This window comes from Mycoplasma sp. P36-A1 (genome assembly GCF_049478495.1).
Lineage (GTDB): Bacteria > Bacillota_I > Bacilli_A > JAJDGJ01 > JAJDGJ01 > P36-A1.
This window is the reverse complement of record NZ_CP168083.1, coordinates 22,332-47,241: the sequence shown is the minus strand read 5'-3', so window position 1 is coordinate 47,241 and position 24,910 is coordinate 22,332. Positions and strand designations below refer to the sequence as shown.

Genomic DNA, 24,910 nt, shown 5'->3' with positions numbered 1-24,910 from the left:
TAAATACACTAAATATTTGAAATGTGTATAATGAATTAATTTTATGTACAAGTACGAAAGGTGGAGAACACAAATGGAAAAAATAATAGTAATTGGCGCAAATCATGCGGGGACTTTTGCAATAAATACAATGCTTGATAGTAAAAAAGATATTGACCTTGTGGTTTATGATAAAAATGACAATATTTCATTTTTAGGTTGTGGTATGGCATTATGGATTGGTAATGTAATTGATAAACCGGATGGATTATTTTATGCAACTCCTGAAGTTTTAGCAGAAAGAGGTGCTAAAATCAACATGAAACATGAACTTGTTAAAGTTGATTTTGAGAACAAGGAAGTTGTTGTTAAGGACTTAGCTACTCAACAATTAAAAACTGATAGTTATGATAAGTTAATCTTAGGTCTTGGATCTTGGCCAATTTTACCTAACATTAAAGGAATAGATTTAGAAAATGTTTTTTATGCTAAGATATATCAAAATGCTATTGATGTAATTGAAAAGTTAAAGGATCCAAATATTAAACGTGTTGCTGTTGTCGGTGCTGGTTATATTGGTGTTGAGTTAGTAGAAGCTTTTAAAGAAAATGGTAAAGAAATTATTTTGATTAATGATCAAAATGTTTTAAATAATTATTATGATGTTGAATTCCAAGATATGATGAAAAATAATCTTACAGACAATGGAATAAAACTATCTCTTGGTGAGTTTGTAACTGAAATTAAAGGTGTAGATAATAAAGTTACATCTGTAGTTACAGATAAGAATGAGTATGATGTTGATATGGTTTTAATGTCAATTGGATTTAAACCTAATACAGATTTACTTAAGTCTACTAATATAGAGCTTGCATCTAATGGTGCAGTTGTTGTTAATGATCAACAACAATCTAGTATAAATGATGTTTTTGCAATCGGTGACTGTGCTAATATTTATTCTAATGCAACTAACTCACAAGAATATATTGCTCTTGCTACAAATGCAGTAAGAACTGGTATTGTTTCAGGTTACAATGCTGTTGGTATTCCTGTACACATGCAAGGTGTTCAAGGAAGCAATGCCATCCATATATATGGATTAACTATGGCTTCTACTGGTATTAGTGAAGAAGTTGCTCTTAAAAAAGGTATTGCAGTTGATCAGGTTACTGTTGAAGAGTGGATTAAGCCTGAATTTATGCCTGACAATCATAAAGTTAAATTAAAAGTAATCTGGGAAAAAGATAGTAAAAGAATTATTGGGGCTCAAATGGCAAGTGAATATGATATTACTCTTGCTTTACATTTCTTCTCTTTAGCAATTCAGCAACAATATACTATTGATAAACTTGCTTTAACTGATTTATTTTTCTTACCACACTTTAATCAGCCTGCAAATTTTATTACTAAAGCTGGCTTAGTAGCTTTAACTAAGTTATAAAAAAAAAGCTGTAATGCATTGATTTAATAATCATGCATTATAGCTTTTTTAGTTTTAATACAGAATTTGTTCTATTATTAGTATATTTCATATAAAAGGCATTATTAAAAAGCCTATCGCGATATTCAGTTTAAATATATCAATTAAGCTTAATTCTGCTTTTTTTATTCTGCTAATTTTTTCTTCATATTTCCCCTTATAATATCCAATATAGTATTATTATAAAACTATTATTCCTTTTTTTGAGAATTTATCTATTTTAATTTTTATGAGATATAGATTTGCTTATTAATGACAAATTAGACAGTATGAGTGACAAATTAGACAGTCTATCTATTATTTTATAATAAATTATATTATAGTTTTAGTTAAAAGAGGAGGGCACAACTCTATATTTAATTGATAATTAATTTAATTTTTTTAAAAAAAGAGAGAGAATATGAAAATGAAAAAAAGTCTTGTACTATTGTTAATGATGGCTCTTATATTTACTTTTGGTGGTAATAGTGTAAGTGCTACAACGAATAGAAATATAAAATAGAAAAAGAATCTATCGGGTGGTGTAGGCAACATATATTATTGGTTTCACTCATCAGTACCAGCGAGTTATAAAACAAGAACTCATAATTCAGCAAATAATTGGATATATACAGGTTTTGGTGCTAATCCAATATATATGTATCATGCTTCTAATAATAAGAATACAAAAATTGATATGTATGCTGGTTATAAGGGGGAAAATGGTGTGTTGGGAACTACAGTAAGTTATATAAATCAAACTGCTATGCCTGCAAAGGATAAGGATAAGAAAAATTGGCATTGGGGGAAAATAACATTGAATAGAACATATTTAGAATCAAACTCTAATGCAAACAAACAGCGTGTAATAATACACAAAATGGGACATGTTATGGGGCTAAAAGATATTAATAAAACAAGCTCAATTATGCATTATGACAGCAGAGGAGGAATGAAAGTTACAAAAGATGCTCACAATGCAATTAATCAAAAATATTAATATAAGGAGGTAAGGTTATGAAGAAAAAAGTTACTGCACTACTTACAATAGCATTCATAGCTATATTATCAGTTACATATTTAACTACCAAAAATAAGGAAAGTGACAAAAGTCTTAAAAACGATGTAGAAAGAAAATATGTATATGAATTTGATGTAGAAAATTCTTATGTATATGACGGTACACCAAAAACTTTATATAAAAAAGCAGATTTAGTAGTGATAGGTACTATTAAAAATGAAGAAAACACAGAGGTAGCTGAAGATGGAAATATTGCAACTAACTATGATATAAAAATAGAAGAAGTTGTAAAAGGAAAATATAAAAAACAAGATATTGTATTAAATAATGCAGGTGGAGAAGTTCAATTGGATGAATATTTAAATGAAGCAGGAGATTCTATAAAAAATAAATCATTCTATAAAGAACCAACTTCTGAAGAATTAAAACAATATGTTAAAGTTACTAGTGAAGATGATGCAATGATTAAGAACAATGAAAGAAGATTATTCTTTATTTCATACGATAAAAAGTTAAAAAAATATTACATTCTAAATAATTCTGCGGGAGCTCTGTTATCAACAGCAAATGGAAAAGCAAGAAGTGGTGATCTTGATAAATTTATAAATATTAATGAAGATACTGTAAAAGTAGCTGTAAGTGATTTAAAATAATTGAATCAATGAGAAAATCAAAAATATCGGGCAAATTGATAGTTAGATTATTAACTTGCCTTTTTAATTATTTAAAAATATTTTGTAAATTTTATAGTATGGTGGCAAATATGAATATTTCAAAATATGTTGAAAATCTCTAAAAATAAAACTAACTGGTATAGAAGAAGAATTAATAAATATGGTAAAATAATAAATTTAGCAAAAAACAACGTTATTTCATATAGTGGAAATAGCCCATCAGTTAAATATATAGCTACTAGTGGACTTATAAGAAAGTATTATGTTGATGAACTAGGAAATGATGTTACAAAAGATTTTTACATGGAATCAGTCTTTCTAGTTATTAAAAATATACTACTTCCAAATGAAGTTTCTTTTGTAATAGAGTACCTGGAAAATTGTGTATGTATTGAATTATTAAATGAATTAATTAAATATATGGTAACTAATTATGAGGATTTTAATAGACAGTCCCTACATTTAGTACATTCACATTTATACATTCATATTTATATTGTTTTTTTCCGTAGCCATTTACATCTATTATACTTTCATTTACTAAAACATTAAAAACGTGATTTTCAGGACAAATTTTGAATTCATTTTCTGATGTTTTAAAGATAATTCCATATTGTGTTCTTTACAATATTTATAATTTTCAAAACTACCATATCCAGCATCACCTACTAGATACTGTGGATAACTTTTATATTTAGATTTATACAAATCCATTAATGGAATGAATGTTCTCAAATCATTGGCACACTGAAATATATCTGCAACCATTATATATTCACTTGAAACTCCTACTTGGATATCATACCCTGGTTGAAAAAACTCCAGTATTGTTATAATAATCATATTTCATGTGCATGAAAGTGGCATCATGATCATTTTTAGAGTAACTGTTTCTATTTTCAAATATTTTAAAATGTTTTTCATATTTAGCTAATCTTGAATAATAATCATTTATGTTTTCATGTTTTCTTTGTAAATCTCCTTTTCTAGATCCTTTTCCATAAACAAACTCAATTTTTTGTTTTTTTATATTTATTTCAATATCTTCTATTATTGTTTTTAAGTATGTTGATTTATATTTATTTTTAACTGGAAAATATTGATCATAACATTTATTATATTCTACTATGAAAGTTGAAACATTAGTAAATAGTTTTTGTTGAAATTTTTCAACTGCTTTATGCCATACAAAACTAGTCTTTTTAGCATTGGATTCAAATTTAGTACCATCTATATAAAGTTTTGAAGTATCAATTGAATCATCACAAGAGATAATATATTTATTTATATCATAAAATATATTTTCTATATTTTTATCAACTAAATTTTCATTTATAAATGTTGCAAAAGCATTATGAGATGGAGTCTTTATATTACATAGACTCATAAATCGTATGTCTGTTTTACATGCTTGTTCTATTTTTCTTAAAGAATAAATTCGGTATTCATATATCAATTATCCTAAAAAGGAAGAATGTTTTCTCTATATTGAGTAAACATTCTTCCTTTTATTGTATAGGACTATATACGCTAATGCATTACGGCCCCTTTTTATTCAGCAAATTCTAATGCTATTTTCATCATTTCATTAAATGCTTCTTGTCTTTGAATTGAAGTTGTTTCTTTGTGTGTTACTAAATTGTCTGAAATAGTTAATAAACATGCTGCTTTTTTATTAGAATATTTTGCATTTGCAAATAATGCAAATGATTCCATTTCTACACATACTGCATTATGTTCTTTGTAGATGTCATTAAACTCAGCTGCTTCAGCTCTGTAGAAAACATCACTAGAATGTATAGTAGCTTCTTTTACTTGTATATCTAATTTACTTGCATATTCTTTTGCTCTATCATTTAGTTCTGAACTTGCTTGCATGTATTCTTCATTGTATTTAAAGGCTACTTTTGCAAATGATGACTCTGACCAAGCTTTGTCTACAAGAACTACATCAAATAAATCTAATTTATCTGTATATGCCCCTGCTGATCCTATTCTGATTATATTTTCAACATTATATGTATTGTATAGTTCAAATGAATAAATACCAATTGATGGCATTCCCATTCCTGAACCCATTACTGATATTTCTTTTCCATTATAAGTTCCTGTGTATCCAAGCATTCCTCTTACTGCATTAAATTGCTCTACGTTTTCTAAAAATGTATCTGCAATGTACTTAGCTCTTAATGGATCTCCTGGCATTAATACTGTTTTTGCTATTTTAGCTGTTGGATTAATATGTGGTGTATTTTTAAGTTCACTCATATAAAGACCTCATCTTTCTATATTTTTGTATATATTATAGCATATCTTTGTTTATATAACCCTATCTTAATAACATGTTATGTCATATTTTTAAAATTTATAATGCTATTTTTTATTTTTTTGTACTTTGCTATTGTTTTTAATTCTAGTTAAAGTTAACTAACTATTTAATAACATTTCTTATTTCAAGGCATAAATTTTTCACTAAATGTTTACCGCATTTACACAACAGATTGCAATAAATAGTCTATAATACTATTTGTAAGGAACATTAGCCTTACAATATTCTTCATAAATTCCCCCAGTAGAAAGGACACCATTCCCAAGGTGTCTTTTTTCATTTTTTAGTATAAAGCAAATTATTTTTTTAATTTATACTTATACGATATAATATAGTTGTAAGGAACATAATACCTTACAATATTCTTCATAAATTCCCCCAGTTTACTTGAGAGGCCCTCAAGGGCTTCTCATTTAATTTATATTTTGGCGGAATTGTAGTTAATTATATTAGCTACAAAAAAAAGAGCTTTGACTTACTTGTTTCAAGAAAAGTTAAGGCTCTTTTTATTTGTTATATAAACTATTTAATTAAATTTAAATCATATTTCATATTTAAAACTCTAGTTACTGATTGATCTATTTGATCAATTGATATTTCTTCTTTTTCGATTGCTTTAATAATATATGGTATTTGTTGTTTATAGTGTGATGTCATTACCATATCATTACCTGCCTGTATTGCTTTTAGTGCTGCTTTTTCTTGAGAAACAAATTCAGCAATTCCTGCCATATCTAAATCATCTGTCATTATTACTTTATCAAAGTTTAGTTCATTTCTAAGTATATCATGTACTTTTGAAGATATAGAAGCTGGTTGTGTTGAATCAATAGCATTAACTATATTATGAGATACTAATATACTATCTGCTTGTGCATTAATACCAGCTATGAATGGTAAAAAATCTGATTTTCTAAATGTTTTTAATTTTTTTGAATCAGTTACTATCTCTACATGACTATCTTTATTGTTACCATATCCTGGAAAATGTTTCAATGTACTACCCATTTGATTTTCTTTCATTGTTTCTACAACAACTTTAGCATATTCACTTGTTTTTTTCGCATTTAAACCAATTGTTCTATCATATATAAATGCATCACTATCTGTTGCAACATCTACTACAGGTGCAAGATTTAAGTTTATCCCAACTGATTTTAGTAATTGACTTTTTGCAATTGTATCTTCTTTTATAGCTTTCATTCCATTTTCTTTATAAAGTGTTTGTGGAGATTTAAACGCTTTTTCTACAAGTTTAGAATAACTTAATCTAGAAACTGTACCCCCTTCTTCATCTATACCAATAAGCATAGGAATATCTAATTCTTTTTGTAAGGCTTTATTTGATTTAGTTAAGCTATCAAGTGTTTTATTTTCTAGATTATCACTAAAAATAACCATACCACCTAAGTGATACTTTTTAGCATCTTCTATAGCATTTTCAACTGGCATCCTTACTATAAAAAGCTGTCCAATTTTCTCTTTTAGAGTCATCTTATCTAATATCTCATTAACTCTTATCTCTTTTTGGGTTTTTACTGGTTCTATTTTATCGTCTTCTTTTTTAACATTATTACTAGAACATGCACTTATTAGTAGCAATAATACTAGAGTTGTTATTATTTTTTTCATTAGTCTAACAATCTTGTAGATTGTTCATCACTAATAACAGTTACATTTTTATGTGTAAATAAATTAGATACCATTATTTCTGTAGATTCATATCCTTCAAAGAACTCTTTAATTGTTTCATCAATTCCGTCTTCGCTTGCTAATACATATATCTCTTTTGCATTTAGAATATTTGCATAACCTATATCAAATATTTTTTCATATTTATTATCATTTAAAGATGATAAGTCTGTTTTAACATCTTCTATATTTAATAATTGTAACTTATCTTCAAAAGCAATGTCTTTGTAGTTAATTGTAATATCACCTTTTTTATTCATTTCTACAATAACAATATCTAAATCTATTTGATTATTATTTTCATTTAGATATTCAATCTGGAATGGTTCTAAATCTTGATAATATTTATTAAATCCTGTATTAGGTTGTTCATTAATAAAATTATTTAAAGCATAAAATACTACTTGTTTAGAATTCAATTGTTCATTTTCTAATTGAACTTTTAATAATTTTATTAAAGCTTCAATATTAATACCATGACCTATTCCTACTTTTAGATATTCATTTTCTTTTAAATCGTCTGTTTTATCCAGTATAAAACCTACCATTACATCTGCTATTTGATCTTTTGTTTCTACTTCTATTAATTTCATCTTATTCTCCTTTTAGTTATTTTCTATATAATTGTAAACGGCTCCAATCATACCAGAGTCATTTTTATTTTTTGTTAGTCTTATTTCTAAATTATGATATTGTACAAGTGATATCTTTAAATAATTAGCAATAGTATTGTTTAACATTGTTTTATTTGCTAATCCTCCTCCGACTATTACTTGATCAAGATCTATTATAGTATTTACATTATCTATTAATTTTGATAAATAATGACTTTGTATCTCCATTATTTTATTTGCTAATGCATCATTCTCACTCAAAGCATTATAATAAAGAAATCCATTAATATTATCACAATTTAGTTTTGAATATGGATATTCTTTTTGGTAGTAATTAATTAAATTTTTAATTCCTTTTAAAGAAACTATAGTTTCAGCACAACCTCTTTTTCCACATCCGCATAAAAAGTTATATTTTTCATCTATTTTTAAGTGTCCTATTTCACTACTCATTCCCCTATTTCCAAGTATAACTTTATTATTTATAACAATAGCTCCGCCTAAGCCTGTTCCAATTGTAATTATCAAATAATTATTATTTTTATTTAATTTACTATTATATATTTCAGCTATTGCTGCAGCATTACCATCATTGATTCCTATTGTGTTTAAATTTGTATATTCTTTCATTATTTGATTAATATTAATATCTTTGATATTAATATTAGGCATTTCACTTATAAACCCATCTTTTTTTATAAATCCAGGAACTGTTATGCCAATTCCTTCATACTCATTGTTAATATTGTTTTCATTTACTATTTTTGCAATTTCCAAAAGTAATTCTTCACTGTATTTTTGTGTATCGATAATTATCTTTTTAAAAAGTTCTAAATTATTATTGAAAAAACCTATTTTTGTGTTTGTTCCGCCTATATCAATTCCAATATATTGCATTTTTTACCTCCATTATAATCATAATTATAACATATATCTATTTTTAGTTATGGTGAGTTGTTGTCTAATTATAGAGTATCACCATTTTTTCTTTTTCTATTTTTATAAGTATAACAATATTATATAATCATCTATTAAAGATCATAACAAACATATTATAGAAATACTTACTTATTTAAGTTTATAATATCACTAAACTCTTCTATAAATTTATGATAGCTTTTAATGTATATAGCATATTAAAGCTTTGTAAGACTTATTTCTACTTTACATTTAACTTTACACATACTTTTTGTTATTTTTTATACAATTGTTTTTATAGAAAATATGCGTTATAATAAAGTATGGAGTGATAATGATGCAAACAATAAAATTACAAATTATTGAACCAATTGGTATTCATGCAAAAATTGCAGCAAACATTGTAAATGTAGCCAGTCATTTTAATAGTGATATAACTATTATTTGTGATAATAAAAGTGCTAATTTAAAATCTATTTTAAATATTCTTGCATTAGGTATTGCTAATGGTCAAAATATTGAAATTACCATTGATGGTTCTGATGAATATGAGGCAGCTCATAGTATTACTGAATTTTTTATTGAAAAACAAATAGCTAAAGTTATATATTATTAGTTTTAATATATATTAAAAAAAAGAATTATAGTTGTCTTTACTTAGACAATTATAATTCTTTTTTTATTTGTTGCTTCTATTACAAATAGACTAGCTTTTATTCCTGTTAATGCCACACGGTCTTTTAGAAACATATCATTTGTTTTTATTTCTAGTAAGTTTTCTTCTAATATTTTTACTAGTTGTTCTCTATCAAATCCATTGTGTATTCTTTCATTTTTAACTTTGTTATTTATAACATAATCTATTATTATTAAGTGTCCATCATCATTTAGTCTTCTTGATAATGATTCAAGACACTTCTTGGTATCTTTTATGTGTAAAAGTGTCTGTATCACAAATATATAATCAAACTTTTGACTATCTTTTTCTATATTTAAATAGTTATAATTATTTGTTTTCACATTAACTATATTAAAATTTTTTATTTTTTCATCTATTACTTTTAACATACATTCTGAAATATCATTTAAAGTTATTGACTCAAATTCATTAATTAAAGATAATCCTACTAGTCCTGTTCCACTACCTACTTCAAGTGCTGTTTTAGACTTTGTATCATTTAGTAGTGATTTGATTTTGTATGATATTTGATTTGCGATATAAACTCTTTCTGAATTATCATAATTAGTTGACATTGCATCAAATAATTGTCTTGTTATATCTTGATCCATATTTATTCCTTTACTTTCTTTTTCTTTCTAAAACTCAGGTTAGTTGAATTCATAATTGTTGCACTGACAAAAGATGTTATTGGTAGTGTTGCTAAAATACCAAAGCTTCCTACTATTGGTTGAAATAGCTCTAAAATGAACTCTTCTCTATTTATTAATACCATTATATCTGTTTGATATGTTAGCATTGTTATTACATTTATAAAGCTTGAACCTATATATGCTAAGATTAGTGTATTTACCATGGTTCCATTTATATCTTTACCTATATTGTTTCCTGATTTTATTAATTGTGCTGTACTCATATCAGGATTTGTTTCTTTTAATTCTGCTATTGAAGCTGCTATTGATACTCCAATATCCATTACTGCACCTAACGATCCTATGATTATCATTGAGAAAGTAATTGCTTTAAAGTCTAGTTGATGCTCTCCTAATGTTGCTGATAAAAAGAACATATCTTCTGAGCCTATTCCACTTAGGAATAAGAATCCTTCTGTTGCAAACATTATTAAGGCTGATACAAATAATCCTGCAATTATACCTATACCTGCTGATAGTGATTTTTTACTTGGACCATATACTATTATCATTGTTACTATTACTATGAATAAGCAAGCTAAAGTACACCATAGGTATACATTCATTCTTGATAATACTGCCGGTAGAAATACTAAAAATAAGGCTGCAAGTGTGAATCCTAATGATATTACGGTATTAAAACCTTTAAACCTAGCATATATAATTACTGCAATTAAAAATACTACTACAAATATTATAAAGTTTGGTAAACGGACAAAGTCATAAAATGAATAATTAACATTATCATACATTGTTCCACCATGGTTTAGTATTACTTTATCTCCAGCAAACACTCTTCCTAGTTTATCTGCTGCATATCTATCCATTAAACCTGTTTGTTCTTTTCCATCTTCATCTAAAAATGTAAAGAATACTCCTGAGTCATTATTTTCTTTTACTTCTTTTACTTCTGCTCTTACAAAATTAACATCTTGATCATTAGGCACAAAGTACATGTCTTTACTTGTATATTTATATGCTGCAAATAATATTATTACTGCTAACACTCCTGTTATTAATTTTATTATTGTTTCTTTTTTCATTATTTCCCTCCAAGTTACTATTTAATACATTATATCATAAAGTTGAGTTTCATGATTTGTAGTTTTTTTAGTAATATTGATAGAAATAATTTAGTTTAATTAGTAATATTTTTAAATAATTTACTATATCTTTATTTTGTAGTAACTAAGTAAATTATTTATTAAATATGTTAGTGTCAGTAGTAATGCTAGAATTGCATTACTATATATTAATAATATAACAGTAATAAATATTGGAATACCTAATATAACATTTCTATTTGCTTTTTTGGTAATATCACTATAATATTTATCTAGTTTTTCAATATTTGTTTCAGTATTAGGGGTATTAGTTATCAGTTTTAGTTTTTCAAAAAAATTATAATTTTTACATATTGAATGATGTTTCATTAATAAGTCTATTACAATTGGAATTTGCATTATCAATACTATTACTAATATCAAGTACTCTTGTTGTAAATCCATTATTTTCTTTTGTATTTAATTATTGTTGAAATGATTATTACTATAACTGCTATTACTGTTGCTAATACTTTATTTTTATTGTTAATTTTCATTAGTCATTCTCCATTTATTTAAATATTACTTCAAATAATTTTACTTATGTAAATATTATTCTATTTGTTATTTATATTTAATATTCTATCTGCTTTTTTTATGGTTGTTTTGATTAAATCTCATCCTCTCTATTTTTTTATTCTTCTATCTTTTTATTTGCTTTGATTTATATTATTCCCAAAAGTTTTGAATCTTAATTGTATATATCTATAATTTACTATATTTTTAAATATAAGTAAACACTATCAATATATAATAAATATTTATTTGTTTTTAAGTTTACTGTCAGTTGAAAAATAAAATGCACAATTACAAATCATGCATTTTATCTTTTATTTAAGGTAATCTAGGACTATTTGTGTAAATACTGCTACTGATGTTTTTAATGATTCATCATTCCACTCAAAGTATGGATTATGTGCTATTGGTTTTGGTTTACCTGTTTCTGATATTCCTACATAGATAAATGTACTTGGTACTTTTTCTCCAAGATATGAAAAATCTTCTCCACCCATTTTTGGTTCTTCTAGTTTTATTAGATCTTCTTTATTTATAATTTTACTAATTGAGTTATTGGCAAGTTCTGTCAGTTCTTTATTATTTATTACTGCTGGAAATTCTTTTATATACTCAAACTCATAAGTACAATCTGTTGCTAGTGCTTGTCCTTGTAATATTTTATCCATTGCTATTTGCATTTCATTTATAACATTTTGATCAAATGCTCTAATTGTTCCTTCTATTTCTATGGTATTTGGAATTACATTAAAAATATCTCCACCATGAAATTTAGTTATTGATAAGACTGCTGGATATAATGTATTTATATATCTACTTCTTATATTTTGCATTAGTGTGATTACATTGGCTCCAATTACTATTGGATCAACACTCAAATGAGGTGTAGCCGCATGCCCTCCTCTACCTACTATCTTTATTTTAAATCTATCTGTTGCTGACATCATTGCTCCAATTTTAGTTATTACTTGTCCTCTGTTAGCTAATGACTCTAAATGTATTCCAACTGCAGCATCTACTTTTGGATTTTCTAGTATTCCAAGTTCAATCATTTGTTTTGCTCCACCATCTTTTTCTTCAGCCGGCTGAAACATCAATTTTACATTTCCATGTAATTCATCTTTTAAATTGTTTAATACCATTGCAGCTCCCAATAAACCTGCAACATGTCCATCATGCCCACACGCATGCATTATCCCTGATATTTTTGATTTATAATCTACATTTGCTAATTCATCTATTTCTAATGCATCCATATCTGCTCTTAATAATATTGTCTTACCTGGATATTTACCCTTTATTAATCCTACTACACCTGTCTCAAACAATTTATGGTTTTCTATCGATAATTTATTTAATGTTTCTATAATTATTTTTTGTGTTTTGTATTCTTGCATTCCTAGTTCAGGATGCATATGTATTTCTCTTCTAATTTTAGAATAGTCTTGATAATATTTATTTATGATTGTTTGTACATCTTTCATTTTGTTCTCCTTACTTTTTTAGGAATTTTACTATTATTTTATTAAATTTTAGTGTATTTTTTCTTAAATAATGCTATGATTTCAATAGTATTACTTATTGTAAATATTTATTTTAATTATTATTATTACCTGGGAAATTTTTTAATTTCAAGTATTGACTATTTCCTTTAATAGTGCATTATGTAATAATTAAACAATTAAATTATCATCTATTTATAATAATTTAGTATCTATTTATAACTAAATTGGAGTGTTTATATGATTGTTAATATTAATAACAATAAATTATTGAATATTAGTTACAGTAGCTTACAAGCTTTATATTGGATGTTATTTTGTTCTTTATCTGCTTTTGCTTCTATTTTTCTTTTAGCAAATAATCTTGAAAATAATCAAATAGGAATAATTTTAGCTAGTTGTAATATAATAAGTGCTGTTTCACAACCTATTCTAAGTAAAATCATTAATAGTAAATGTAGATTGACTTTGAAGAGCTTACTATTATATTCTAGTATTCTTCTTTTCTTTTGTACTTTGTTGATGATAATATTTAATGATAATCTAGTTATTAAACTAATTGCTTATATTTTGGCTTTTATCTTAATATATAGTATTCAACCTTTTGTTAATGCATTAGGATTTGATTATGCTAACAGTGGTCATGAAGTTAATTTTGGATTTTCTAGGGCAATTGGTTCTTTAGCATTTGCAGTAGCTTCATTTATAATTGGTAACTTAATTGCTATATATACTATAAATATTTTTGCTTATATTATTTTATTTGAAGTCATTATATTCTGCTTAATTATTTATATTTTGCCAAATCAAGTACATACTGTTGAAAAAACAACTATTCATTCTAAAAATTTCTTTGCTACTTATCCTCAAGTTACATTGGTATTAATCGGAACTATGTTTTTGTTTATATTTCACACTTTTATTGTTTCCTATTTAAGCCAGATAGTCTCTGTTTTTAATGGTGATAGTTCTACTGTTGGTACTCTTTTAACTATTGCAGCTATTAGTGAATTACCCGCTATGATCTTTTATGAGAAACTACTCAAATATAAAAATAGCCAGTTTTGGATGTTTTTATCTGCAGTATTCTATTTAATTAGAAGTATAATTATTTATACTGCAATTTCTATTGCAATGGTTGGAGCATCTCAATTATTACAATCTTTAAGTTTTGCATTATTTACTGCTTCTTCTGCTTATTATATTAATTCTGTTTTAAAACCTGATGATAGAATTTTTGGACAAACAATATTAATGGTTTCTATTACTGTTGGGTGTGTCTTTGGTAATCTAATTGGTGGACAGTTACTATTATCATATGGTGTTTCTACTATGTTATTAGTGGGAATTATTGCTTCAACTTTAGCTGTTGTTTTTATTGGAATTGGATGTAATAAGAGATTTTATAAGCAAAAATAAAAGAATAACAAGGACAAGTTTTAATTGTCTTTGTTATTCTTTTTTCTTATATTTATTTTTTTATTTATAGCTGCTTTTTAATAATTGATTGTTTATTACTTGATGCTACTAAGTATATTTGAATTATTATTATTATAGATTGTACTATGAATAGGCTAAAGAAATAAGGTTCTGTTTTAAAATAAAATAAACTTACGCCTTCACTATATTCTATTTTAAAGTTAAATAATATTTCTAGATATGTACATATTATTACTAATAAACCTAAGCTTGCAAGTATATTTAATGCATTTATATAGTTCGTATTTTTATTAATGTCACTTTTCTTTTGGTTAATATATAATTCATAAATATTTGTTGTAATTATAGTTATAACTAATATTAAGTTTAGTGATATGAATAACATGAAAAGTTTGTTATTGTATAATTCTATATTTGAATATGAAAACATATTTAACTTTGAACTGTAAAATAGATATGTTATATATAATGTTACAAAGGCTAGTATTGTTAATATTAAGTTTTTCTTTTTCATATAAGTCCCCCTTAAAATTTTATTATTTTAAAATTGTGTGTTCTAGCAATATTTAACCATCCTCTTGCTTTACCTTTTTTTGTTGCATCACCAATATAATTATTAGTGTGTTGTGCAATTGTTAAATACCCTTTTTTCTTATTCTTAGCTACTATGTATGCTACATGATCCCATCCACCATCTCTTCCAGAGTCATATGCAATTACATTTCCTTCTTTTGCATAATTTTCTATATTATTCCATTTAAAATTTTTAACAAAATTTTTACTTTGTTTTTTAGTTGACCAGTAATGAACAAAAGTATTAGCGTTTATCCAACTTACCGATTTTGTATAACTATATTTGTAAATTTTACTACCACCTTTTCTAATAATTTTTCTTTTAGACTTTACCCACCAACCCATATTTCTACTTCCGTTAACTTCTTGTTTAATTTTTCCACCTCTATTTAATACATACGATACAAAATTAGTGCAATCATATTTTTCAACCTTAACATTTTCTCTATACCAAACATTTCCATTCCTCTTTGCAAATTTTACCGCCTCATTAATATTATATTTATTAGCTTTATAAATTATAGAGTCACTATTATTGTTTTGTTCATTATCAGGAACAATGCTACTTATTTCTTGTAGTATGTCAGTGTTTTCAACGACATTATTTATTTCAATGTTATGATTATAAGCATCTGTTAATTCTTTTATTTCAGAATCTACTTTTTTATTTTCATATATATCAAAAAATGTTGATACTTCGTTATTTTTCAACTCAATATCTTTTAGTTCTTGTGTAGTAAAATTATTACTATTGATATATTCATCATATGCTACAGAGTATAAATTGTTTAGTTTTTCTGGATCATTATTAGTAACATCTATATTAAGTTTAGACAAATATTCACTATTTTGATTGTTGAACTTTAGTAAGGCTTCTTCATTATTTTTAAAATGACAATAGTCTGTTACTTTAGTATTATCATTTAAAGTTAATGTATCACCTGAAACAACTTCACCATACATACTATGATTACAATCACTACTTACTTCTTGTAGTTTATTATTTAAGTCAGAATATGTATATAGATTGATTGTATTAAATGATTGTTGATAAAGTTCACTATTATTTTTAAAACTTAGAACATAAATACCTTCATCTTTAATTATATTAGTTAATTCTTGTTCTATGTTATTATTATCTATCTTTATTTTAGAAGAATTATCTATATTTTCTAATTTAGTTATATCAATATTATCATTTTTAAGTTCTTCAATAAGACTATTATAGTCATAAAGATAGTTGTATTCATCTATTTTACTTAAATTATCTGATGTAACTTTAAAATAAGATATTTGATAATCATTTAGCTTACTAATATTTATTGTATTATCTTCGTTTATAAAGATTGATGGTAATATATCGTTTAAAGTTTTATCTTTTAATTTAAAACTATTTATCCTAGTATCTTCATAATGTTGGTTACCAATAAAAGTTTTAAATGAGGTAGTACTTAACTCTGTAGGATCAATATTAGTATCAGTAAAGTTATTTTGGCTAATGTTAATATCTTTTTTAGCTAAAAAGGCTTTATATAATAAATTATCTAAGTATGATATATTATTGTTACTTAAATTTAATGATTGTAATTGATTAATAAAATTATCAGTTAATTTTATGTCTGTCAATGCATTATTAGCTAGGTTAATTGTTTTTAATTTAGTTAAGTTATTGATATTATCTGCTATGTAATTCAAATTACAGTTATTTAATTTTAGATTATTTAAATACATGAGATTTTCAATACTACTATCTATTTCAAAAATATTTATATTGTTTAAATCAATACTTTTTAGACCTTTTAATTTAGTTATATCACTCATACTTAATGTTTCATTATCATTAGTATTGTTTAGGATTAGATTATCTACAGTATATAAATCTTCATAAAAGATATTTGTATAATCTTTGAAATATGAATCTTTTATATATTTATTTACTGTTGTATTATTAATTATTTTATTTAAGTCAATATTTTTTAAATCATGAAAGGTTGTTACTTCAGTAATTGGCTCTACTTCATATGTATCAACAGTATTTTCTAAATGATTATCTGCTACAAAGTTATCAAAATCACTCTCACTTAGATATTCATCATCATATGCTGGTTCAGCTGCTTCTGCTTGATTTTCTATAAGCAAATCACTATCTGTAAATTGAAATTTTTCAGTTGAAGTTAATGTGTTTTTATCGTATTTATACACTTCAAGTTTATCTTTTTTGTTATTTTGATAACTACTTAACCATAGAATATTAGAATTTTCATCTATTCTTTTTACTTTATCTATCTGATTATTCATATATGAAATTTCTAGAATTTTTTTACTGTTATTTGTATTATATTGTTCTAGTTTAATCTTAATACCAGATTTATCGAAGTAAAGTGCTTCTATTAAAATAGATTTTGTATTATATAATTCACTTTTTTCTAAATAGTTTTCGTCTTGATTATAGTAATCTTTTTTATATACTTTGTTATTGGTATTGTAATAATATATATTAATTATTTTACCTTCTGCTGAGCAGCTAGTCTTTGTATCTATTTGATCATTTTTATATTTAATAAATGTTGTTTTCTTTCCATTATTATCATATAACGTTTCGTTTAACTTAGTGTTCACTTCAGCACCTGTATTATTTAGATCACTACTTATATTATTAGCAGTGGTATTATAATAGGTTCTAACTCTTAAATATGTTCCATATTTAGAATAGTTTATTTCTTTTTCTTTTCTACCATTATCATAGTATTTTATGTAGTAGCTTCTTATTCTATTATCACTATTACCTATATACATGATATCTTCTTTTACTTTACCATTATCATAATAGTTTGTGAGTGTTTTTAATGAACCATCTACTTGTTGTTCATATGTTCGATATTCTGTTTTAACTCCTTTTGTATTATAGATAGTACTTGCTAGTAAAATATTAGGATTAGTTCCTTTGTAAGTACGATACATACTTTTTATATTGTTTTTATAATTTTGATATTCTGTATTGTTTAGCCAGTTTGTTCCTTCACTATTAAAGTTTGCGACGTTTGTCACATAGTTAGGATCTTTACCTGCCCAGTATTTTCTTTGTTTATTAACATTTTTACTATCTTGAGTATATGTTGTAGTATAAATATAGTACTTACCACTTGCATCATAGTTACTTGAATTTTCTCTATGATTAGTAGCTTTTGTATTACCATTGTAATCTAGTTTATAATCTACTGTTTTATCTTGGCGATATCTTGTAGTATAAGTTTGTAGTAAATACTTTGTATCTACTGTTCCTTTCTTTTCCCATTTGTAGGTTCTTTCGTATTCTCTTACATTACTTCCTTTCGTATAAAATGTTTGTTTACGATTCATTTGCGATACTTGCACATCAAAAGCATACCATCGCTCTTCTGATTTAATTTTTTTGGTTGATGCAGTTTAACATGTTCTTTGTATTAGTCTACCAGCACTATTATACTTATCAGTTCTAGTACTTGTACTATCACATAACTTGTTACTTGATCTTATTCTTGGATCAGCTTTTGATTCATTACTATACTGATCAAGCATCTGATCATACTCTGGTTGAGTATAATCTGTATACGGTCTAGCATAGGTGTTTTCTTCTGCAGCATTAATCCCATTGAATAGTAATACATTTAATAGGATAACTATGTATATAATTTTCTTTTTCATGATCATATCTTCTTTCATATTAGAATGGATAAAGCTATAATCAAATACGTATTTGTTACATATTATGATAGTACATTGTTTATTATTTTTAAATTGTGTTAACTAAATATTAACATTAGCTTATTTGATGTTTAACATAAAAAATATGTTGATTAGTTAAGTTTATAGTAGTTTGTTTTATCTAGAATTTAGTATTATATTTTGTGATATTAGTGCAATCAATGTAAGTGAAGCAATGATAAATAAGATAACCGATAATGTATTACCCATTGCTTTAGAGTGGCAAAATAGACCATTAAATACTGTATATCTATTAATCTTTATTGATTATATTCAATATAATGTAAAGGATAGTAATATGTTTAATTATGTACCTAAAACGGAAAAATTATGTATGCTACCAATACAATAGAAAGTTTAAAAAGCGCATTTAGAAAGTTAACTAAAACACGTAAATTATTCTCTAGTTATTCAAGTTTATTTAAATCATTATATGTAAGCGTCAAAACAAATACATACTTGCAAACTCAAAATGAGCACTTAACTCGATATTTGAATTAAGTGCTCATTTTGTTGGTCTTTTAAAAATATAATAGCTCTTTGACAACATGATCATATATGATAATATATAAGAAAGAGTAGATACTAAATAAAAAAGTATCTACTCTATATTCAACTATCTTGAAGATAGCACTTTACACAAAAATTCTAAACTCCATCGTATTTATGATAATTCAAGTAATTCTGTATTATAATTAGTCATGACAAAAGTCTCCTTATTAATTTATTTTGTTTCTCAGCGTTATTTTAACAAGGAATATGATTTTTGTCTTTTTTATGAAATAGAAAAAGCACTATAATATTATACTTAGGTTGATAGTACCCTCTAATGAATATTATAGTGCCTTCTTTTTTTATGCTGGTCCTAGTGGTAGTCCTAGTTAGAAGAATATTAAGAACATTATTATCCATAGTAGTCCAAATACGATTGAATATGGTAACATGCTTGATATTATTGTTCCCATTCCTATGTCTTTTTTGTATTTACTTGCAAATCCTACTACCATTGGAAAGTATGGAAATAGCGGTGAGATTGGATTTGTTATTGAATCTCCTATTCTGTAGGCCATTTGTGTTGCAGCTGGATCTTATCCTAGTAACATGAACATTGGTATAAATATTGGTGCTAACATTGCCCATTTTGCACTTGCACTTCCGATAAATAGGTTTACTATTCCACAGAATACTATGAAACTTACAAATAATGGTCCACCTGTTAGTCCGATGTTTTTTAGAAAGTCTGCACCTTTTACTGCTAGTATTATTCCTATGTTACTTTGGTTGAATAATGCTATAAACTGTGATGCTGCAAATGCTAATAGGATGTATCCACCCATTTCTGATAGCGATTTTTCTATTAATCTTACTGCATCTGAACTCTTTTTTATTAGTTTTGAACTTATACCATATAATAGACCTGGTATGAAGAATAATAGTGTTATTAAGGGTACTATTCCACTCATAAATGGGGCATCACTTTCTAGTAGTGATCCTGTTGATCCTACCATGAATGGTTTTCCATTAATCGGTATGAAACATAATGCTATTATTATTGCTACATAGATTAAAATAGCGATATAAGCTTTTTTTAATGCCTTTTTTTCTACTGATGTTATTTCAGTTAGATTATGATTTTCATTATCTGCAATGTATGTATCTTTTTCAAATCTGGGTGCTACTATTTTTTCTGTTACTAGTGTACCTGCAATTGTTAAGACAAATGTTGAGGCTGCTAAGAAGTACCAGTTCATTGTTGCTGATAGTGTTATATCTGGATCTATTGTTTGTGCTGCTGGTAATGTAAATGATGCTAGTAGTACATCTAATAAGTTTACGACTAAGTTTGCAGAAAATCCGGCTGCTACACCTGCAAATGCTGCAAAGATTCCTACTATTGGACTACGTCTTGTTGATAGAAACATGATTGCTGCAAGAGGTGGAAGGATTATAAATCCTGCATCACCTGCGGCATTTGCACAAATTCCGATAAAAAAGACCATGAATGTTAGTAGTTGTTTAGGTAATCCTAATATACTACTTCTCATTGCGGTTTCCATAAATTTAGTTTTTTCAGCTATACCTGCTCCTATCATTACGACAAGTACTAATCCTAATGGTGGAAAGTTTTGAAAGTTTCCTACAAAACTACCTAGATATATTTTTAGTTGGTTTACTGAAAGTAGGTTCATTGCTGTTAGTGTTTCTTTTGTTCCTGGATGTACTACTGATATATTGGCATTTGACATGAATAGTGACACTATCATGATTATTCCACATAGTATAAAGAATATCATTACTGGATCTGGTAGTTTATTTCCTATTTTTTCTATACCATTTAAGAACTTACTGAATAATCCGATTTTTTTTATTTCTTTTGTTTTTTCTGGCATTTTAATCTTCCTTTCTACTTAGATAGTCTATTGCTATTTGTGCTAGTGCTGCACTTGATATTTTTAAAGCATCATCATTCCATTGAAATTCTGGATGGTGATGTACTGGTGCTGGTTTGTCTTCTTCAGCTATTCCTACAAATAGAAATGAACTTGGTACTTTTTCACATAAATATGCAAAGTCTTCTCCACCCATATTTGGTTCTGGTAGATCTTCTACGTTATCTTTTCCAATTATTTTTGCAACTGAATTTCTTGCTAATTCTGTCATTGCTTTATCATTAATAACTGCTGGATAGATTTTTTTATAGTTTAATTCATATGTACTATTGTTAGCGATCGCTTGTCCTTTTAATATATTTTCCATTATTATTGGAACTTGTTCTCTTACTTCTTTATCAAATGATCTTACTGTTCCTTCTAATACTACTTCTTGTGGAATTACGTTAAAGGCATCACCACCGTGGATTGTACAAGTTGATATTACTACTGGTAATAGTGGATTTATTTTTCTTGAAACGATATTTTGTACTTCAGTTATTGTATTTGCAGCTATTACTACTGGATCAATACAATATTGAGGCATGGCCGCATGGCCACCCTTACCTATTATTTTTATTTCGAATTGATCTGGTGCTGCCATCATTGGACCGTCTTTTACGTATACTTTTCCTTTAGGAATTGGTCCCCAAAGATGTACGCCAAATGCAGCATCTACTTTTGGATTTTCTAAGACTCCTAATGCGATCATTTGTTCTGCTCCACCTTCTTTTTCTTCACCAGGTTGAAACATTAGTTTTACGTTTCCATTAAAGGTCTCTTTTAAATCATTTAAGATCATAGCAGTTCCAAGTAACCCTGCAACATGTCCATCATGTCCATAGCATGCATTAAGCCTTTAACTTTTGATTTATATTCAACATTTGCTTGTTCATCTACTTCTAGTGCATCCATATCTGCTCTTAGTAGTACTGTTTTTCCTTTACCTTTTCCTTTGATTAGTCCTACTACTCCTGTGTTAAAACTTTCATAGTATTCTATTCCTAAGTTATCTAAGGTTTCTTTTATTAGTTTTGATGTTTTATATTCTTCATATCCTGTTTCTGGATTTTGATGAATTGTTCTTCTGATTGATGCATACTTTTCAAAATATTTGTCTGCGATTGATTTTATACTTTCCATTACTATCAACTCCTATTTTTAATTTAGTTCATATTACTCCCTTACTATTTTTTTCACAAGTGTAATTATGTATATTTCATGTACTGTCAACAATTATTTTTGTATTATTTATATAACTATATAATTATATTGTGTTTTATAACTTTCTTAACTTTTTACTTACATTTTGTATAAACTAAAATGTTTTTTTATATTTTAAGGTTGATAGGCATAAAAAAATACTATTCAATGTGGTTGTTGAATAGTATTTTTAGTTTAAATGTCTAATTCTAGTTGCATTATCGCATCTCTAATATCAGCTGCTGCTTCAAAGTCTAATGCTTTAGCTGCATCTTTCATTTCTTCTTTTAATTTATTGATAAATGCTTCTTTTTCTTTTGGATTCATATTTTTATATTTTTTGCTTACATCTGTTTCTGTATCTTCAACATCTTTTCCGCGTATATTTTCTCGTATTGCTTTTTTTATTGTTTTTGGTATGATATTGTGTTCTTTGTTATAGGCATCCTGAATACTTCGTCTTCTTTGTGTTTCATCGATTGCTTCTTTCATACTATCACTTATTTTGTATCCATACATTATAACGCGACCATTACTGTTTCTAGCTGTTCGACCTATTATTTGAATTAGTGATCTTTTTGATCTTAAGAATCCTTCTTTATCGGCATCTAATATACATGTAAGTGATACTTCTGGAATGTCTAATCCTTCTCTTAATAGGTTTATTCCTATTAAAACATCATATTTTCCTGCTCTTAAATCATTTATTATTTCTATTCTTTCTAATGATTTTACTTCATGATGTAAATGGGCTACTTTTAATCCTTTTTCTTTTAAGTATCTTGCTAGTTCTTCAGCCATTTTAACTGTCATTGTTATTATTAATGTTCGTTCATCTTTTTCTATTTGTTGTTGTATTTCATCATATATATCTTCAACCTGTCCAACTGGATTTCTTACTTCTACCATTGGGTCTAGTAAACCTGTTGGTCTTATTATTTGTTGAACAACTTCATGATTTACATTTTCTAATTCAAAATCTCCTGGTGTTGCCGATACATATATTTTTTGATTTGTCTTTTCTAAAAATTCATCAAATCTTAATGGTCTATTGTCTAAAGCACTTTCTAATCTAAAACCATAATCAACTAGTGTTTGTTTTCTAGATCTATCTCCATTATACATCCCCCTAATTTGTGGTAACATGACATGCGATTCATCTATTATTGTTATAAAATCTTCTTTAAAAAAGTCTAGTAATGTATATGGAGATTCACCTTGATCACGTAAATCCATATGTCTTGAATAGTTTTCAATTCCAGGACACATACCATATTCTTTTAATAGTTCTATATCATGGGTACATCTTTGCTCTAATCTTTGCTTCTCAAGCATTTTTCCTTCGCTTTCAAAGTAATTTAGTCTTTGTGCTAATTCGGCTTCTATTCTTTTAACTGCTTCTTGCATTCTTTCTTTACTTGTAGCATAACCATGTGCTGGGAAAACTCTCAATGTTTTATATGATTCTATCTTTTTCTGGTTTATTTTATCTAACATTGCAATTGATTCAATTTCATCTCCAAACATTTCTACGCGATAAAAAAAGGTATCAGCCCAACTTGGAAAGATATCAACTATATCTCCTCGTAGTCTAAATGTTCCTGGTGCTGGTTCCACATCATTACGTTTATATTGACGATCCACTAAATTATTAACTATTTCTTTTCTGGTAATTTCATCACCTTCTCTAAAGGTATATACCATAGATTCATATTCAGATGGTTCACTTGCACCATAAATACATGCTACACTTGCAACTACTATTGTATCATTTCTTGAAAGTGCTGAGTTTATTGCTGACCCTCTTAGCATTTCTATTTCTGAGTTTGATTTTGTTGTTTTATCTATATATGTATCAGTTCCTGGTTTATAAGCTTCTGGTTGATAAAAATCAAAATAACTTATAAAATATTCGACTCTATTATCTGGAAAAAATTCTTTTAATTCACTATATAATTGACCAGCTAATGTTTTATTATGTGCCAACATCAATACTGGTTTATTTAAATTTTTTATGACATTTGAAATTGTAAATGTTTTCCCTGTACCAGTTGCACCTAATAGTACCTGTTCTTTTTTGCCCTCATTTATTCCTTTTGTAAGTTCTTCTATAGCTTGAACTTGATCTCCCATTGGTTTGTAGTCTGATACAAGATTATATTTTTCCATTTTCTCATTCCCTTCTATATTTTTATACTTATTATTATATCATTATCTATACTACATTATACACTTATGGCTTTTGTGTTTAGTTTATTTATATTATTATCCTAAAATAAAAAAATAATCGTATTTATTTCCTTATTTTAGGATATGTCTTTCATTTCATGAATTTGATTGTAT

Annotated in this window: 23 protein-coding genes and 1 pseudogene; 7 read left to right on the top strand and 17 right to left on the bottom strand. The window is 26.4% G+C overall.

All coding sequences use genetic code 4. The features are described 5' to 3' along the window. Positions 1 to 73 precede the first annotated feature (73 nt). The 4 genes from nox (at position 74) to ACD762_RS00205 (ending at position 3,685) form a co-directional block, all read left to right on the top strand. The gene (gene nox / locus ACD762_RS00220; RefSeq protein ID WP_423363811.1) at positions 74 to 1,420 is read left to right on the top strand and encodes a H2O-forming NADH oxidase; all 1,347 of its coding nucleotides are present in this window, start codon (positions 74 to 76) and stop codon (positions 1,418 to 1,420) included. A 676-nt stretch (positions 1,421 to 2,096) separates the two neighbouring features. After that, complete coding sequence (locus ACD762_RS00215; protein ID WP_423363810.1) at positions 2,097 to 2,438, top strand: matrixin family metalloprotease; 342 nt, start codon at positions 2,097 to 2,099, stop codon at positions 2,436 to 2,438. 17 nt (positions 2,439 to 2,455) lie between these two features. After that, the gene (locus tag ACD762_RS00210; RefSeq protein ID WP_423363809.1) at positions 2,456 to 3,112 is read left to right on the top strand and encodes a hypothetical protein; all 657 of its coding nucleotides are present in this window, start codon (positions 2,456 to 2,458) and stop codon (positions 3,110 to 3,112) included. 126 nt (positions 3,113 to 3,238) lie between these two features. Continuing rightward, positions 3,239 to 3,685, top strand: coding sequence for a hypothetical protein (locus ACD762_RS00205; RefSeq protein WP_423363808.1), 447 nt, complete (start codon positions 3,239 to 3,241; stop codon positions 3,683 to 3,685). Here the strand turns inward: ACD762_RS00205 and ACD762_RS00200 are convergent. From ACD762_RS00200 to ACD762_RS00175, 6 genes are all read right to left on the bottom strand, one after another. Further along, positions 3,674 to 3,901, bottom strand: a complete 228-nt coding sequence (locus tag ACD762_RS00200; protein WP_423363806.1) for a transposase — start codon at positions 3,899 to 3,901, stop codon at positions 3,674 to 3,676. The genes ACD762_RS00205 and ACD762_RS00200 overlap by 12 nt on opposite strands. Continuing rightward, entirely contained in the window at positions 3,834 to 4,589 is a 756-nt protein-coding gene (locus ACD762_RS00195; protein WP_423363805.1) for a transposase, read from the bottom strand. The genes ACD762_RS00200 and ACD762_RS00195 overlap by 68 nt, the downstream gene beginning before the upstream one ends. Positions 4,590 to 4,684: 95 nt before the next feature. After that, a complete protein-coding gene (gene deoD, locus ACD762_RS00190; RefSeq protein WP_423363804.1) occupies positions 4,685 to 5,401 on the bottom strand; it encodes a purine-nucleoside phosphorylase in 717 nt (238 codons plus the stop codon). Between the two features lie 583 nt (positions 5,402 to 5,984). Further along, positions 5,985 to 7,094 (bottom strand): glycoside hydrolase family 3 N-terminal domain-containing protein, encoded by a 1,110-nt coding sequence (locus ACD762_RS00185; RefSeq protein ID WP_423363803.1) that lies wholly within the window; start codon positions 7,092 to 7,094, stop codon positions 5,985 to 5,987. After that, positions 7,094 to 7,747, bottom strand: coding sequence for a hypothetical protein (locus ACD762_RS00180; protein WP_423363802.1), 654 nt, complete (start codon positions 7,745 to 7,747; stop codon positions 7,094 to 7,096). Before ACD762_RS00180 ends, ACD762_RS00185 begins: the two co-directional genes overlap by 1 nt. Positions 7,748 to 7,759: 12 nt before the next feature. After that, on the bottom strand, positions 7,760 to 8,665 hold the full coding sequence (locus ACD762_RS00175) for an ROK family protein (RefSeq protein ID WP_423363801.1): 906 nt from the start codon (positions 8,663 to 8,665) through the stop codon (positions 7,760 to 7,762). A gap of 358 nt (positions 8,666 to 9,023) precedes the next feature. Between ACD762_RS00175 and ACD762_RS00170 the strand changes: the two genes are divergently transcribed. Beyond that, the gene (locus ACD762_RS00170) at positions 9,024 to 9,302 is read left to right on the top strand and encodes an HPr family phosphocarrier protein (protein ID WP_423363800.1); all 279 of its coding nucleotides are present in this window, start codon (positions 9,024 to 9,026) and stop codon (positions 9,300 to 9,302) included. Positions 9,303 to 9,343: 41 nt separating this feature from the next. Here ACD762_RS00170 and ACD762_RS00165 read toward each other — a convergent pair whose 3' ends face one another. The 4 genes from ACD762_RS00165 to ACD762_RS00150 all read right to left on the bottom strand — a co-directional run bounded on the left by ACD762_RS00165 (position 9,344) and on the right by ACD762_RS00150 (position 13,160). Beyond that, positions 9,344 to 9,976, bottom strand: coding sequence for a class I SAM-dependent methyltransferase (locus ACD762_RS00165; protein WP_423363799.1), 633 nt, complete (start codon positions 9,974 to 9,976; stop codon positions 9,344 to 9,346). Positions 9,977 to 9,978: 2 nt separating this feature from the next. Then, a complete protein-coding gene (locus tag ACD762_RS00160) occupies positions 9,979 to 11,100 on the bottom strand; it encodes a YibE/F family protein (protein WP_423363798.1) in 1,122 nt (373 codons plus the stop codon). Positions 11,101 to 11,223: 123 nt separating this feature from the next. Continuing rightward, a complete protein-coding gene (locus ACD762_RS00155) occupies positions 11,224 to 11,565 on the bottom strand; it encodes a hypothetical protein (protein ID WP_423363797.1) in 342 nt (113 codons plus the stop codon). Between the two features lie 425 nt (positions 11,566 to 11,990). After that, positions 11,991 to 13,160, bottom strand: a complete 1,170-nt coding sequence (locus ACD762_RS00150; protein ID WP_423363796.1) for a M20 metallopeptidase family protein — start codon at positions 13,158 to 13,160, stop codon at positions 11,991 to 11,993. A 258-nt stretch (positions 13,161 to 13,418) separates the two neighbouring features. Between ACD762_RS00150 and ACD762_RS00145 the strand changes: the two genes are divergently transcribed. Next, positions 13,419 to 14,597, top strand: coding sequence for an MFS transporter (locus ACD762_RS00145; protein WP_423363795.1), 1,179 nt, complete (start codon positions 13,419 to 13,421; stop codon positions 14,595 to 14,597). Positions 14,598 to 14,661: 64 nt separating this feature from the next. Here ACD762_RS00145 and ACD762_RS00140 read toward each other — a convergent pair whose 3' ends face one another. The 3 genes from ACD762_RS00140 to ACD762_RS00130 all read right to left on the bottom strand — a co-directional run bounded on the left by ACD762_RS00140 (position 14,662) and on the right by ACD762_RS00130 (position 18,875). Continuing rightward, positions 14,662 to 15,132, bottom strand: coding sequence for a hypothetical protein (locus tag ACD762_RS00140; protein WP_423363794.1), 471 nt, complete (start codon positions 15,130 to 15,132; stop codon positions 14,662 to 14,664). Positions 15,133 to 15,143: 11 nt separating this feature from the next. Then, on the bottom strand, positions 15,144 to 18,551 hold the full coding sequence (locus ACD762_RS00135) for an amidase domain-containing protein (protein WP_423363793.1): 3,408 nt from the start codon (positions 18,549 to 18,551) through the stop codon (positions 15,144 to 15,146). Positions 18,552 to 18,617: 66 nt separating this feature from the next. Further along, positions 18,618 to 18,875, bottom strand: coding sequence for a hypothetical protein (locus tag ACD762_RS00130; RefSeq protein WP_423363792.1), 258 nt, complete (start codon positions 18,873 to 18,875; stop codon positions 18,618 to 18,620). A gap of 172 nt (positions 18,876 to 19,047) precedes the next feature. Between ACD762_RS00130 and ACD762_RS00125 the strand changes: the two genes are divergently transcribed. Continuing rightward, positions 19,048 to 19,287, top strand: coding sequence for a transposase (locus tag ACD762_RS00125; RefSeq protein ID WP_423363791.1), 240 nt, complete (start codon positions 19,048 to 19,050; stop codon positions 19,285 to 19,287). A 529-nt stretch (positions 19,288 to 19,816) separates the two neighbouring features. On the opposite strand, the pseudogene ACD762_RS00120 reads toward ACD762_RS00125, so the two are convergent. The 4 genes and pseudogenes from ACD762_RS00120 to uvrB form a co-directional block, all read right to left on the bottom strand. Further along, positions 19,817 to 21,325, bottom strand: a pseudogene (locus ACD762_RS00120) (AbgT family transporter). Between the two features lies 1 nt (position 21,326). Further along, positions 21,327 to 22,166: a M20 metallopeptidase family protein gene (locus ACD762_RS00115; protein WP_423363790.1), complete on the bottom strand. Its 840-nt coding sequence runs from the start codon at positions 22,164 to 22,166 to the stop codon at positions 21,327 to 21,329. Continuing rightward, complete coding sequence (locus ACD762_RS00110) at positions 22,157 to 22,507, bottom strand: hypothetical protein (protein ID WP_423363789.1); 351 nt, start codon at positions 22,505 to 22,507, stop codon at positions 22,157 to 22,159. The genes ACD762_RS00115 and ACD762_RS00110 overlap by 10 nt, the downstream gene beginning before the upstream one ends. Positions 22,508 to 22,762: 255 nt before the next feature. Beyond that, complete coding sequence (gene uvrB, locus ACD762_RS00105; protein ID WP_423363788.1) at positions 22,763 to 24,736, bottom strand: excinuclease ABC subunit UvrB; 1,974 nt, start codon at positions 24,734 to 24,736, stop codon at positions 22,763 to 22,765. Positions 24,737 to 24,910: the final 174 nt, after the last annotated feature.